The organism is Legionella cincinnatiensis (assembly GCF_900452415.1).
Taxonomy (GTDB): Bacteria; Pseudomonadota; Gammaproteobacteria; order Legionellales; family Legionellaceae; genus Legionella; species Legionella cincinnatiensis.
Genome location: NZ_UGNX01000001.1, coordinates 225,441 through 239,054 on the forward strand (window position 1 = coordinate 225,441; position 13,614 = coordinate 239,054).

Below are 13,614 nucleotides of genomic sequence, written 5' to 3' on the forward strand. Positions count from 1 at the left end.
CAATGCCCACTAAACATCACTTTCCTCTATCGGTACCTTCCGAAACAGCGGAAGGCCTAAAAAAGCAATAAATCGTGCTAGAAACCTCATCTTGCAGTAGAGTCTTTAATAGACTCTCTGCTTATGCAGAGGGTGGCGCTTTTCTAAACATCACTTTCTGCCTATGTACATTGATTAACACACCGAACGATCTGCTCCAAATCATTATCTAAGGGCAGAACATGGGCTGAGTTTGCAAGCCAATGTATGGTTGTATTAGGTAGATTAGCAAACATTTTTTCTACTTCTTGGGATGCTACAACAATGTCATGCTTGCCTAAGAAAAGATCTACGGGGCAGTTAGGAGGTATCCATTGATGTTCTTGGATTAACGCAAACAGCTCAAGTAGTGCAGAAAGAGGGACTCTGCGATAGGAGATTTCAGTGTGATTGTCACTGACAAGATTGCCAGCCATGCCACGTAGCTCACAAAAACCCAGACTCTTAAGCAGAGTAATTAATTTTATATTGCGATTAATATTCATCTGCAATTTTAAGGCAGGGGCTAAAAGAAACATGTGATTAAATGAATAATTTAGGCTCAGTTTACATGCCAACAAAGCACCAAGGGAGACGCCCAATACATCTATTTTTTGATATTCTTTAAACAATAGCTCACATTCTTGATGAGCGTGCGATACCCAATCATTTTTTTTGGCTTTGCTGAAAGCAGCAATACTGTCGGCATGCCCGGGTAGTGCCGGACATACTACGGCATCATAGTTTTTTAATTGAGGGATAAGGTAACGATAAACAGCGGGGGACGACGTGAAACCATGAAAAAGCAGTAGGGCGCGATCTTTTTTTGTGCCGCGTTGATTAATGGGTTTAAGAAGTGAAAAGTCATCTTCTTTTAAAGCAAGAAGTTGTTTTCCACGGCACATAAAGCGAAAATCATTATAAATCATGAGTAATCCATTTTGTTTGTATTTATTTTGAAAATTTAGTGTAAATTGATTTCATGCACAATTCATCAAAAATAATTCTTGATAAGATTATAGTATACAATAGCATGTTAGTACTGTTTCTAGAGCATTGCATTTGATGATGTGCTATCTTTAAAATAATAGGGGTAGATTACTGAGGTTCAATATATGAGTGAAGATAAATCAATAAGTAAAGATCCAACACCCACAAAAGATCCTACACCAACACCTAAAACAGATACGGTTGCTCCGCCACAGCCTGATCAGATCACTGTGCCATCAACAGATGGGCCTAAGCCTGATGCGAAGAAAGATAAAGATGAGCCTAAGAAAGGCGGTGAAGAGCCTAAATCTGACAAAAAGGATAAAAAGGGGTTCGATTCAGGCAGCCAAGATCCAAAGATGAAGCTTATCGATGAACTGTCTGTGATGGTCGAAGAGATTAATGATGATGTCAATAAATTGATGGGAAAAGGTGTTGATAAACTTAAAGACAAATTCAAAGAAACAGAGTTGGGTCAAGAATGTATGAAATTAAAAGAAGAAATGGGAAAGGCTAAAGATAGGTTAGGCCAAGCAGCCCTTAATGTAGCAAATGAAAAATGGGATGAGCTTAAAACTTCTAAAGAGTTAGCACCTATTGCAAATGCTTTGTCCTCCGCTAAACAACAAGTTGCTAATATGGGTAACAGTCTTAGTCAAGGGCTTGTTTCTGGGGTGAAAGGTCTTACCGAAGGTGTCAAACAAATTGGTATGGAGTCCCCAAAAAGTAGTGATGTTACACCTACTCAATCAGTGAAATCCAGTGTTGATGAAGTTGATGGGACAAAACTGGAACAATCATCGCCTAAGAAAGAGGAACCAGAGAAGGGTAAAGATTTGGAAAAAGAAGGGCCAAGTTTTGGCAGTGGTAACTAGAGTTCGATCTTAGATTTAGCTGATTTTTTTAAACAAAACAGACCCTGTAAATATTGTTTATATGGAACAGGGTCTGTTTTGTTTGATTATCGCTTAAGTTCGTTTTTAACCTAATAACTTATGAGGCAAACTTTCAATGCGTCCAGCTTGCGTGACAATGACGTAATTTAATTTACGTTGCAGTTCACTAATCGTATCCGCGCCTGCATAAGTTAAACCCGATCTTAAACCTCCAACAATATCGGCAATAATTGCATCAGGATTGTCTTTAAAAGGTACTTCTGTTGCTACACCTTCGGCGGTTTTCCACTCATGCATTTCACCTAAGAAATTCTCTTGTGCCTCTTTAGAAGCCATGCCTCGGTAACGTTTCACTTTGCTGCCATCATTTTTTTGAATGACTTCGCCAGGAGTTGGGGATGTTCCCGCTAACATGCCGCCAATCATCACAAAGTCGGCACCAAAAGCTAAAGCTTTTACTATATCTCCAGATGTTTTAATTCCACCATCTGCAACAATAGAACGATCTGCGCGTGAGCAATCTTGGATACAGGTTAACATAGGAACTCCAAAGCCCGTTTTGATGCGAGTACTGCATACAGAACCACCGCCAATTCCTGCTTTAATGATGTCTGCGCCACAGGAGGCAAGATAATCGGCACCAGCATAGGTGGCAACATTGCCTGCCATGATACAACGATCAGCGAGAATTTTGCGTAAGTTCTTTAGTGTTTTGCCCACATATTTGGCATGCGCATGGGCAACGTCCACGCAGAAATAATCAGCACCTGCATCGCGTAATGCCTCAGCTCTTTCTAATTCAGCAGTAGAGCACCCAACAGAGACGAAAACAATACCACTACACTTTTTAAATTCTTCGATATTATCTTTGACAGACATAAAGCGGTGTAAGGCACCCATAGCTCCTTTAGAGGTCATGAAATTTGCCATAGTGCTTTCAGTAATCGTATCCATATTGGAACTGATTACAGGCAGTTCCAAAGTTAATTTGCCTAAGCGGTCTTTACTGGTGGTTTCTACTACTCTTCTTGATTCATGATGATTGTATGAAGGAACAAGGAGAACGTCATCAAAGGTGATGGCATGGTCTGTCATGGTAAATCCTTAAAGTGCATACTATAACTCACATTTTGCACTAAATCTATTTTTGTTTATTCTTCGTTTAAGATGATTTTTTACTGTTCATATGTCCACACAAACAGCCTTGATCGAATCAAAAGTGATTCGATCAGACAAATAAAGATACTCTTCTGTACAAGAAAATAGGGGCTATAAATGTTCTGCAGCATAAAATGCAAGTCTTGAGCGTTCCCCACGAGTTAAGCTCATGTGGGCGCTGTGTTCCCAATGTTTAAAACGATCCACTGCAAACGTTAAACCAGAAGTTGTTTCACTTAAATAAGGGGTATCGATTTGTTTGATATCTCCAAGACAAATAATCTTCGAGCCTGGGCCTGCGCGTGTAACCAAAGTCTTAATTTGCTTCGGAGTCAAATTTTGTGCTTCATCAATAATGATATAACGATTTAAAAAAGTACGACCTCGCATGAAGTTCAAAGAACGAATTTTAATTTTATTTTGCAATAAATCCTGGGTTGCCCCACGTCCAAAACTACCTCCAACCTGTGAGCTATGGAGTACTTCTAAATTATCCATCAACGCCCCCATCCAGGGAGTCATTTTTTCTTCTTCGGTGCCAGGAAGAAAACCAATATCTTCCCCTACAGGAATAGTGACACGAGTCATTAAAATTTCAGAGTAGCGATTTTGATCCAAAACTTGTGTTAATCCTGCAGCGATAGTCAGGAGCGTTTTTCCTGTACCTGCAGGGCCTTGTAAGCTTACAAAGTCAATCTCCGGATCCAAAAGTAGATTTAAGGAAAAGTTTTGTTCGCGATTTTTAGCGTGAATTCCCCAAACTGAATGTTTGGTATAATCACGAATTAATTGAATGACCGCATGATCATGTTCTAGTTTTTTGACGATGGCTTGAAATTGATCATCTTCAGTACTGAGACAATCATTTGGATTCCATTGTTTAATTAATGGACCCGCTACTTTATAAAAAGTTTTGCCACTTTCTTGCCAAGAGCCCATGTCTTTCGCATGGGTTTCCCAGAAATCATTCTCCAGTATATGTAAGCCTCGATGCAGAAGATTGACATCATCAAGTACTTGGTCACTGTAGTAGTCTTCTGCAAGAATCCCAAGTATTCCTGCTTTAATGCGTAAGTTAATGTCTTTGGATACAATAATAACTTGCTTTGTTCCCGCATGTTTTTTTTGTAATCCTAAGGCTGTAGCGAGAATAGTATTATCTACCTTGTGTCCAGGTAATGTAGATGGAACCACTTGGTCAAATTCATCGGTTTGAAAAAACAGTTTGCCGCTGCATTTTTTTTTATCTGAATAGTTAGGGATTGGTAAGCCTGAGACAACTTGCTCGTGAGAGGAATTGCTCATAAGTTCTACCAACATACGATTGGTTTGTCGTACGTTGCGTGCTACTTCCGAGGTACCCGTTTTATGACTGTCTAATTCTTCTAATACAACCATTGGCAAATAGATATCGTGTTCTTCAAAATGATAGATGGCTGTAGGATCATGCATTAAAATATTAGTGTCGAGCACAAACAGCTTCGGAGTGGTATTGCTTTTATCCATAAATTCACCTTTTATGATGGAGCCATTGTCATTAAAATCTGTAGCCTAGGCGCGAAGCAAGGCGAAACTGGATTTTAGGCCATGAAAACCTGGGTTTCATCCAGGTAACTATTCACTGTTATTACGTTAAGAGTGTAGGAATGATAACTTCCTGAACTTAACGCGAGTTCGGATAAATATCCAGTTTCTCTATCGATCCGTTCGGGCTGAGGAAGTGCATAGCGCTGTCTCAAAGCCTTGGCACGAGTTTCGAATTTTGTGCTAAGGCTTCGAGATGGCATACATGCCCCTCAGCCTGAACGGATCGACGTAAAACCACGCATTTAAAATCTGAAACTCACGTTAACTTAACGTCAGTTATGGATAAAGATATAATTATAACGAGTCTCTATCACGCTCCGTTCGAGCTGAGGAGGCGCACCAGCGCCGTCTCGAAGCCTTGGCATCGGGTTCGAGAAAGTACCTGCCAAGGCTTCGAGATGGCATACATGCCCCTCAGCCCGAACGGGTCGAAGTAATAACCCGATCTCTTCTCCATAATTGACGTTAACTTAATGGTAGCGAAACTGCTACTTTGTTATTAATTTTCGTTTATTGTGCTTAGGGAATGAAACTCCGTCAAGGGGAATATCCTTATTTTAAAGTATCTAACACTTCATCCACATGACCATTGACCTTAACTTTTCGCCATTCTTTCATCAGCTTGCCTTGGGGGTCAATGATAAAAGTACTGCGTTCAATACCACGCACTTGTTTGCCATACATGGATTTCATTTTTATCACATCAAATAATTGGCATAATTGTTCGTCTTGGTCGCTAATGAGTTCAAAGGGAAAGCTTTGTTTGACTTTAAAATTTTCATGTGATTTTAAACTGTCGCGGGAAACTCCAAATATTTGTGTGTTTAAAGCTTGGAATTGGGGATATGCATCTCTGAAGTTTTGACCTTCAGTGGTGCATCCTGGAGTTGCATCCTTAGGATAAAAATAAAGAACTACATATTGTCCTTGATAGTCACTAAGTTGGCCTGAAAGTCCGTTTGTTGCCGTAAAGGTAAAATTAGGTACGGATTCACCTATATTCATCAGTCTCTCCCTATTTTTTTCATGATGCGTGAGCGATCTCTTTGCCATTCGCGATCTTTAATTGTATCTCGCTTGTCATGTTCTTTTTTACCTTTGGCCAGAGCAATTTTGATTTTTATTTTATTTTTTTTCCAATATAAAGACAGCGGTACTATGGTATAACCTTGGCGCTCGACACTTCCGATAAGTTGATTCAACTCTTTTCTATTTAATAAAAGCTTTCGAGTACGGATTGGATCTGGAATGGTATGTGTAGAAGCTGTAATTAGTGGTTGAATTTGTGCTCCTAATAAAAACGCTTCACTATTTTTTATAATAACATGTGAATCGGATAAATTAATTTTTCCTGCGCGCAAGCTTTTCACTTCCCAGCCTTCAAGTACAAGACCGGCTTCGTATTGCTCTTCAATAAAATAATCAAAACTTGCTTTTCGATTGAACACAATGGTTGAATCGGATTGTTTTTTGTTGGTCATAAAATTTATTCTTTAGCACGTTCTCGATCATGCTTGTAATCTAGTGGTAATTGAGGATAGACCCTATTTAACTCTTGATCAACTGCCACTCGGTTATCAAAAACAAAGCATTGACCTTGCCAGAGCGATTCTTCTTTGGGCATTTGTTCCATATAATTAAGGATACCATCATGTAAATGAAAAACATTCTCAAAACCAAGTTCTTTTAAATAAGCAGTTGATTTTTCACAACGTATACCGCCCGTACAAAACATGGCTATCTTTTTATCTTTTTTGTCAAGCAAACATTGTTGTACATATTCCGGAAAATCACGAAAATTTTCGGTATTAGGATTAATTGCGTTTTTGAATGTTCCTAATTCAAATTCATAATCATTACGAGTATCGATTAAGACAACATCAGGCTCCGAAATTAGTTCATTCCATTCCTGCGGGGTCAAATAAGTCCCTACAGTCTTCAATGGGTCTATATTTTTTATACCCATAGTCACGATTTCGTTGCGAAGTTTGACTTTAGATTTCTCAAAGGGATTATCGTTATCAAACGTTTCTTTGAATTTTAAATCGGCTAAGGGTTTCTCTTTATGGATGAATTGATAAAAAAGATCCATTTGCTCTCGTGTGCCTGCAAAACTGCCATTAATTCCTTCGGATGCTAATATAATTGTGCCTTTAATACCGATTTCTTGCATTTTGGCCAATAAAGGTTGGCGCAAAGCTTCATAATTTTCTAAGGGAACAAATTTATAAAATGCAGCAATGACTATTTCTTTCATGTACTACCTGACAATAGAAACAAAAATATTCAGCAAAAATTACCATTTACACAGAATTTAATCAATAGGCATGAATTAAATGCACTCAAGTTGGGCTTAATTAACGTGAGTTTGACATAAAAGGCATAGAAATGTTTTTTAGGTCGCTAAACGAACGTTATCCCATAAAATGCGTCGCATTGATACGGGATCCAGTTCCAAATAAAAACAGTTCGATATAAAAAATTACTTTATTTTTTATGTTGAACTCATGTTAAATATTAAGCAAAAATTAATTAAATGCGTTGACAAAAGCCAATCAGCGATCATACTGTTATATACCAACACAGGTATTCGTGTTTTTCATACCCGCCGGGCTTATAAGGAGATAATATGGCACATTACATTAGGAAGTTACGTTGGTTTTTAGCCCTTTGTATTTTTATCCCATTAGTCAGTTTTGCCGCTACCCCTGTAAAATCTATGGTTGTTTTTGGTGATAGTTTGTCTGACACAGGCAATACCACACATTTGCTTAAAAGTTTACGTCAGGAAGAGGATCCCGCATTTTTAGTTGCACCATTTAAAATATTTGTATTGAACAAAATGGTTGAATTCGCCGAAGAATATTATGTTCCTCAAATGGTATTAGATTCAGGTATCGCCATTGTTACTGAATTTTTTGATAATCAGCTCGCACCTTATATTGCGAATTTAGTCAGTAAAGTCAAGATGGTTCCAGTATTACCAGGAAAACCTTATTGGAATTCAAGATTCTCCAATGGGCAAGTGTGGAATGAATATTTAGCGAAAATGATTTCTATTGCTTCAGAAGATGAAGAAGTCTATTTGAACCGTGCGTTTGGCGGAAGTTGGTCAGCTACTTATGACTATCAATTAACGGTATGGAATTTAATTCGCCATCCACTAGGAACGATCAAAAACCTTATTGTGGGTAAGCTTGTTCCTCCAAGTCTAGGTTTAACTGTTCAGGCTTATTTATTAGAACATCCTTCTTTGAGTGATGAAACCGTATTTTTTGTTTTCTCAGGCAGCAATGATTACATCAATGTTTTGTTTTTTGAAGACAATTATAATACTGAAGTCATGAGTACTTATGTCGATAATGTTCTTTCAAGCACTGGTTCGGCAGTAATGAAATTAATGAAATCTGGAGCTCGTCGCTTTGTCATTATGGGATTACCTCATTTGGGAGATACTCCACGTGTAGTACAAACTACGGATAGAGAAGTTTTGAATAATGCAATCGATATGCACAATGAGCGGCTTCAAAACCGCATGCAAGAGTGGGCTAAAATCTATCCTAATGCAGATTTCCTCTATGTTGATATGCAAGAGTACATGGAAAGAGCTTTAAAAAATCCAGAAAACTATGGCTTTACTAATACTAAGGATGCATGTATTGATGTGAAGCTGCCTATGTATGATGCATTTCGTACCTCACCGTTTGCTCATAACTATGTATTACGTTATGCGCAAGTGCTCCAATATAGAGATGAAAGCTTCGCTGCTGGAGATAAAAACTATCATGTTTGTGATGCTCCGGAGAGTTATCTATTCTGGGATGAGATTCACCCAAGCACGCGAGCTCATGGATTAATAGCTTTTGAAGTATGTAATGCGATGAAAGATCATGGATATTCAGTGTCCTGTAAAAATCCTATTGAATAATTAAAGTGATCTGTATGTTGTAATTTATTAAGTTTTGCTGTCGTCGAAGCACACTGCCCATTTAACTTAATGGCAGTGTGCCTGAGGGGAGGATAACTAACTGGAGTTTAGGTTATTCTTGCTGTGTCTTGCTCACCTCTCAAACTACGAAACTATATCCCTCGCACCTTGTCCGCGGGGTCTGGCATTTTAGCGCGGTGCTTTTGGATTTAGGACAAGGCACAGAACGTCGAGTGTAGTGCTGGCTGGAGATGGGTGGAAGATTCAGCTTATTCTTGAGAGGATAAATGTGATTTAAATCCTTTCTGATTCTTTGAGCAAGCGTGTTAGTGATTTATTCATGTTTATGGCATAATTCCTGTTTTTTTATTGATTCATGTATCGTTCAACTACGGTTTAGTGAAACGAGGAGTAGGTTATGTGTGGAATAATCGGCGCTGTATCTGAAAGGGATATTAGTAAAATTTTACTCGAAGGTTTGCGACGTTTAGAATATAGAGGTTATGATTCTGCTGGTATTGCGGTAATTGATAATCATGGACATTTAAAGCGCGTACGAATTCAGGGTAAGGTACAAAATTTAGCCGATGCCATGCAAGAAACTGCCGTTATGGGAAATACCGGAATTGCCCATACACGATGGGCTACACATGGCAAGCCTTCAGAACAAAATGCGCATCCTCATTTATCTCATGACCAAATTGCTTTGGTACATAATGGGATTATTGAAAATCATGAAAAGCTGCGTCACGAATTAATCACCAGAGGATATCTGTTTACTTCTGAAACAGATACGGAAGTTGCTGCTCATTTAATTCATTATCACTATCTTCAAAGTGAACATTTACTTACTGCCGTACAGGCTGCTGCAGCAGAAATGCATGGTGCTTTTGCTTTAGGTGTCATCCATCAACAAAGACCTCTGGAATTAGTTGCTGTTCGTAAGGGAAGTCCTTTGGTTGTTGGGATGGGCATTGGTGAAAATTTCATTGCATCTGATAGCTTGGCATTAAAAGCTTTTGCACAATCAGTCTTTTATTTAGAGGAAGGTGATAGTGCGTTTATTACTGCCAAAGGCGTTGTCATTTATAATTCATCAAATGCAATTGTTGAGCGTCCTTCTCATCTTTTAACGAGTAATGCCGAAATTGTCACTAAAGGTCCCTATCGACACTTCATGCTCAAAGAGATCTTTGAACAATCTAAAGTTCTGGCTGATACTATAGAGGGTCGAGTGAGCACTGTCGATGTGCTTAGAGCCAGTTTTGGCGAACGGGCTTCGCGTGTGTTTCCGTTAATTAAACAAATTCACATTGTTGCTTGTGGTACTAGTTATCATGCGGGGATGGTTGCTAAATATTGGTTGGAGTCTCTAGCTGGGTTACCCACGCAAGTTGAAATCGCTAGTGAATATCGTTATCGTGAGGTGGTAGTTCCTAAAGATTCATTGTTTATCACTATTTCCCAATCAGGTGAAACAGCGGATACTCTTGCTGCCTTACAGAAGGCAAAGAATATGTCCTATTTAGCCAGTTTGGCTATTTGTAATGTGGCAACGAGCACTTTAGTAAGAGAAGCTGATTGTGTTTTTCTAACAAGGGCAGGTGTCGAGATTGGTGTAGCGTCTACCAAGGCTTTTACTACTCAATTAGCTGCGCTTTTGATGTTAGCTACGGCTCTTTGTCATGATAGTCGAGCTAACGAGGTCCTCAAACAATTACAAGAGCTGCCTGGGTGTTGTGAGCGGGTACTAAAGATGAATGGAGAAATTGAAGGCTTAGCCTCTCTATTTGTGAATAAAGCGCACGCCTTATTTCTAGGACGTGGCGTTGAATATCCAGTTGCTTTAGAAGGTGCATTAAAGCTTAAAGAAATTTCTTATATTCACGCTGAAGCTTATCCTTCCGGTGAGTTAAAACATGGGCCACTCGCTTTAGTTGATGAGAACATGCCAGTTGTGGCTATTGCTCCTAATGATGAGCTGCTCGATAAGTTAAAATCTAATTTGCATGAAGTAAGTGCGCGGGGTGGCCAATTATTTGTTTTTGTGGATGACAGCCAAAGCTGGCGGACAAATGGAGCTCACTTAATTAAGATTCCTTCTTGTGGTTCTTGGATTGCGCCTATAATTTACACGATTCCTTTACAGTTATTGGCCTATCATGTTGCTGTTGTTAAAGGTACAGATGTGGATCAGCCACGTAATCTTGCCAAATCAGTAACTGTTGAGTGATAATGTGGCGTTTTTTATAAGTCATCCTTAATTGGTTTTCCTTCTTTTTATTCTTAAAAAGAGAGAAATGTAGTTGTGTAATTTGGGTAAAGATAAGCTATGACGTATCTTTGCCAGTTGCATGAGATGAAGATTTAGGGTGAGATAGTTAATTGTTATCTATTTATGTGTTACGGGGATGTAAATGACTCAAGAGATGTTGGGATTAGCTGCAATTATTGCGCAAGAAATTAAAGTTAAGCCAGCGCAGGTAGAGGCGGCCATTCGTCTGCTGAACGAGGGGGCAACAGTTCCTTTTATTGCTCGTTATCGCAAGGAAGCTACTGAAGGACTTGATGATATACAATTACGTTTTATTGATGAGCGCGTGCTTTATTTGCGTGAATTAGATGAGCGTCGTGCGGTGGTTTTACAGTCAATCCGTGAACAAGAAAAATTAACTCCTGAACTTGAAAAGAGCATTTTAGCTGCAGACACCAAAACGCGACTTGAAGATTTATATTTGCCGTTCAGGCCTAAACGTCGTACTAAAGCACAGATTGCCGTAGAGGCGGGATTAGATCCATTAGCCCAAAAGCTTTGGCAAAATGCAGATCTGGATCCCGAAGAGCAAGCTGCAAATTTTGTTAACCCTGACGCGGGAGTTGAGGATGCCAAGGCCGCGTTAGAAGGGGCACGCCATATATTAATGGAGCATTTTGCTGAAGATGCAGATTTGATTAATGAATTACGTGAATATTTATGGCAACACGGTATTGTTAAATCAACAGGCAGTGCCAAGAAAAAAGAAACAATAAACAAATTTTCAGATTATTTTGATTATTCTGAGGCAATTAAAAAAATTCCATCCCACCGTGCTTTAGCATTATTTCGCGGACGTCGCGAAGGTGTTTTACAAGTGAGCTTGATTTTACCTGAGCATGATCTTTCTTACGGTGAAAATAAGGTTGCAACCTATTTTCATATCGCTGATCGCCAAAGAAAGGCGGACAGCTGGTTGCTCGAAACGGTACGTCTTACATGGAAAATCAAATTATTTACTAAGCTTGAACTCGAATTACTTACTCGTTTACGTGAAATGGCAGATGAAGAAGCGATTAAAGTTTTTTCTAGGAATTTACGTGACTTATTGCTTGCAGCCCCCGCTGGTCCTAAAATTACCATTGGACTGGATCCTGGAATTAGAACAGGAGTTAAAGCGGTTGTAGTTGATGATACAGGTAAGTTGCTGGATTACACGGTTGTTTTTCCATTTGCCCCCCAAAACGAATGGCATTCAGCAATTACTGACTTAGCGAAACTCGCTGCAAAATATCATGTTAATCTCATTAGTATTGGTAATGGAACAGGTTCCCGTGAAACGGAACGCTTAGTTTCTGAACTCATCAAAATGTATCCCGATTTGAAGCTTAATAAAGTGATCGTGAGTGAAGCAGGGGCATCTGTATATTCTGCTTCGGAAATTGCTTCGCAAGAGTTTCCTGATTTGGATGTAACATTAAGAGGAGCCGTTTCTATTGCGAGACGCTTACAGGATCCTCTTGCAGAATTGGTAAAAATCGAAGCCAAATCAATCGGTGTGGGCCAGTACCAGCATGATGTCAATCAAACTCGCTTGGCTCGATGCCTTGATGGTGTTGTTGAAGATTGTGTCAATGCGGTAGGAGTGGATGTAAATACGGCTTCAGCAGCTTTGTTATCCCACGTTTCTGGTCTTAATGAAACTTTAGCTAAAAATATAGTACTCTATCGTGATGAACATGGCGCATTTAAAAATAGGATGGAATTAAAGAATATCAGTCGTATGGGCGATAAAGCCTTTCAACAAGCAGCTGGGTTTTTACGCATTATGGATGGTGATAATCCTCTGGATGCATCTTGTGTCCACCCAGAAGCGTATTCATTAGTTGAAAAAATTATTGCTAATAGAAAAGTGGATATAAAAAATCTAATTGGTAATAAAGAAGAATTACGTAGCGTGAATGCAGAGCAATTTGTTGACGAACAATTTGGTTTACCAACCATTAAAGATGTGTTGAGTGAGTTGGAAAAGCCAGGTCGTGATCCCAGACCTGAATTTAAGACGGCACAATTTAAAGAAGGTATTGAAGATATTGAGCATTTGCAAGAAGGTATGATTCTTGAAGGTGTGGTCAGTAATGTGACTAACTTTGGCGCTTTTATTGATATTGGTGTACATCAGGATGGCTTAGTTCATATTTCGGCAATGACGCATAAATTTATTTCAGACCCACGTACTGTAGTGAAAGCTGGTGATATTGTAACAGTTAAGGTAATCGAAATAGATAAAGAAAGAAAACGTATTGGCTTGAGTATGAAATTAGAAGATGAACCGTTAAGTACCCCAGTGAGAAAAACAGTGAAAGCTTCTGAAACAAAGAAAGTGCCTCAGAGTAAAAAATCAGAACATAAGAAAAAACCGGAAATGGGTAAAAAAGAACCCGTGAAAAAAACTGTATTTAATACAGCAATGGCCGATGCATTAGCTAAATTAAAACGAAATCAATAAAGAGTCATGCAGCTAAAGCCCTATAGCCAAAAGCGAAGAGGTTACCCCACAGCTTGTTTGCGGTGTCCAAGTGATTCTTGGAGGCCGCGAATAAGCCTTGAGGGTTCCACCCGAAATTTGACTGTAACTTTTCGTATAAGAGGATGTGGTTTTACTTCGAATCGTTCGGGCAGAGGAAGCGCGTAGCGCTGTCTCGAAGCCTTAGCACGAATTTTCAAGTTCTGGATCATGGCTTCGAGATGGAATCTGGATCTAAATAGATTCTGCCATCATT

General features: G+C 39.2%; 11 protein-coding genes. 4 read left to right on the forward strand and 7 right to left on the reverse strand.

The genetic code is table 11. The annotated features are described in order from the left end of the window. Positions 1–161: 161 nt before the first annotated feature. Entirely contained in the window at positions 162–947 is a 786-nt protein-coding gene (locus DYH34_RS00980; RefSeq protein ID WP_058464063.1) for an alpha/beta hydrolase, read from the reverse strand. Between the two features lie 186 nt (positions 948–1,133). Here DYH34_RS00980 and DYH34_RS00985 point away from each other — a divergent pair, with 186 nt between their 5' ends. Then, positions 1,134–1,883, forward strand: a complete 750-nt coding sequence (locus DYH34_RS00985) for a hypothetical protein (RefSeq protein WP_058464062.1) — start codon at positions 1,134–1,136, stop codon at positions 1,881–1,883. A 105-nt stretch (positions 1,884–1,988) separates the two neighbouring features. Here the strand turns inward: DYH34_RS00985 and DYH34_RS00990 are convergent, their stop codons facing one another. The 6 genes from DYH34_RS00990 to trhO all read right to left on the reverse strand — a co-directional run bounded on the left by DYH34_RS00990 (position 1,989) and on the right by trhO (position 6,906). After that, a complete protein-coding gene (locus DYH34_RS00990) occupies positions 1,989–2,999 on the reverse strand; it encodes a guanosine monophosphate reductase (RefSeq protein WP_058464061.1) in 1,011 nt (336 codons plus the stop codon). Positions 3,000–3,173: 174 nt separating this feature from the next. Continuing rightward, a complete protein-coding gene (locus DYH34_RS00995; RefSeq protein WP_058464060.1) occupies positions 3,174–4,568 on the reverse strand; it encodes a PhoH family protein in 1,395 nt (464 codons plus the stop codon). Between the two features lie 74 nt (positions 4,569–4,642). After that, the gene (locus tag DYH34_RS01000) at positions 4,643–4,849 is read right to left on the reverse strand and encodes a hypothetical protein (RefSeq protein WP_058464059.1); all 207 of its coding nucleotides are present in this window, start codon (positions 4,847–4,849) and stop codon (positions 4,643–4,645) included. Between the two features lie 352 nt (positions 4,850–5,201). Beyond that, positions 5,202–5,654, reverse strand: coding sequence for a peroxiredoxin (locus DYH34_RS01005; protein WP_058464058.1), 453 nt, complete (start codon positions 5,652–5,654; stop codon positions 5,202–5,204). Next, positions 5,654–6,130, reverse strand: a complete 477-nt coding sequence (gene smpB / locus DYH34_RS01010; RefSeq protein ID WP_058464057.1) for an SsrA-binding protein SmpB — start codon at positions 6,128–6,130, stop codon at positions 5,654–5,656. Before smpB ends, DYH34_RS01005 begins: the two co-directional genes overlap by 1 nt. Before the next feature lie 5 nt (positions 6,131–6,135). Next, a complete protein-coding gene (gene trhO, locus DYH34_RS01015) occupies positions 6,136–6,906 on the reverse strand; it encodes an oxygen-dependent tRNA uridine(34) hydroxylase TrhO (RefSeq protein ID WP_058464056.1) in 771 nt (256 codons plus the stop codon). A gap of 372 nt (positions 6,907–7,278) precedes the next feature. Here trhO and plaC point away from each other — a divergent pair, with 372 nt between their 5' ends. From plaC to DYH34_RS01030, 3 genes are all read left to right on the forward strand, one after another. Continuing rightward, a complete protein-coding gene (plaC, locus tag DYH34_RS01020; protein WP_058464055.1) occupies positions 7,279–8,577 on the forward strand; it encodes a lysophospholipase/glycerophospholipid:cholesterol acyltransferase PlaC in 1,299 nt (432 codons plus the stop codon). A 418-nt stretch (positions 8,578–8,995) separates the two neighbouring features. Next, positions 8,996–10,810: a glutamine--fructose-6-phosphate transaminase (isomerizing) gene (gene glmS, locus DYH34_RS01025; RefSeq protein WP_058464054.1), complete on the forward strand. Its 1,815-nt coding sequence runs from the start codon at positions 8,996–8,998 to the stop codon at positions 10,808–10,810. A 184-nt stretch (positions 10,811–10,994) separates the two neighbouring features. Next, the gene (locus DYH34_RS01030) at positions 10,995–13,340 is read left to right on the forward strand and encodes a Tex family protein (RefSeq protein ID WP_058464053.1); all 2,346 of its coding nucleotides are present in this window, start codon (positions 10,995–10,997) and stop codon (positions 13,338–13,340) included. Positions 13,341–13,614: the final 274 nt, after the last annotated feature.

Coding starts and splice junctions, on each gene's coding strand:
- plaC (WP_058464055.1), top strand. CDS start 7,279: ATGGCACATTACATTAGGAAGTTACGTTGGTTTTTAGCCCTTTGTATT.
- DYH34_RS01030 (WP_058464053.1), top strand. CDS start 10,995: ATGACTCAAGAGATGTTGGGATTAGCTGCAATTATTGCGCAAGAAATT.
- DYH34_RS00980 (WP_058464063.1), bottom strand. CDS start 947: ATGATTTATAATGATTTTCGCTTTATGTGCCGTGGAAAACAACTTCTT.
- trhO (WP_058464056.1), bottom strand. CDS start 6,906: ATGAAAGAAATAGTCATTGCTGCATTTTATAAATTTGTTCCCTTAGAA.
- glmS (WP_058464054.1), top strand. CDS start 8,996: ATGTGTGGAATAATCGGCGCTGTATCTGAAAGGGATATTAGTAAAATT.
- DYH34_RS00985 (WP_058464062.1), top strand. CDS start 1,134: ATGAGTGAAGATAAATCAATAAGTAAAGATCCAACACCCACAAAAGAT.
- DYH34_RS00995 (WP_058464060.1), bottom strand. CDS start 4,568: ATGGATAAAAGCAATACCACTCCGAAGCTGTTTGTGCTCGACACTAAT.
- smpB (WP_058464057.1), bottom strand. CDS start 6,130: ATGACCAACAAAAAACAATCCGATTCAACCATTGTGTTCAATCGAAAA.
- DYH34_RS00990 (WP_058464061.1), bottom strand. CDS start 2,999: ATGACAGACCATGCCATCACCTTTGATGACGTTCTCCTTGTTCCTTCA.
- DYH34_RS01000 (WP_058464059.1), bottom strand. CDS start 4,849: ATGCCATCTCGAAGCCTTAGCACAAAATTCGAAACTCGTGCCAAGGCT.
- DYH34_RS01005 (WP_058464058.1), bottom strand. CDS start 5,654: ATGAATATAGGTGAATCCGTACCTAATTTTACCTTTACGGCAACAAAC.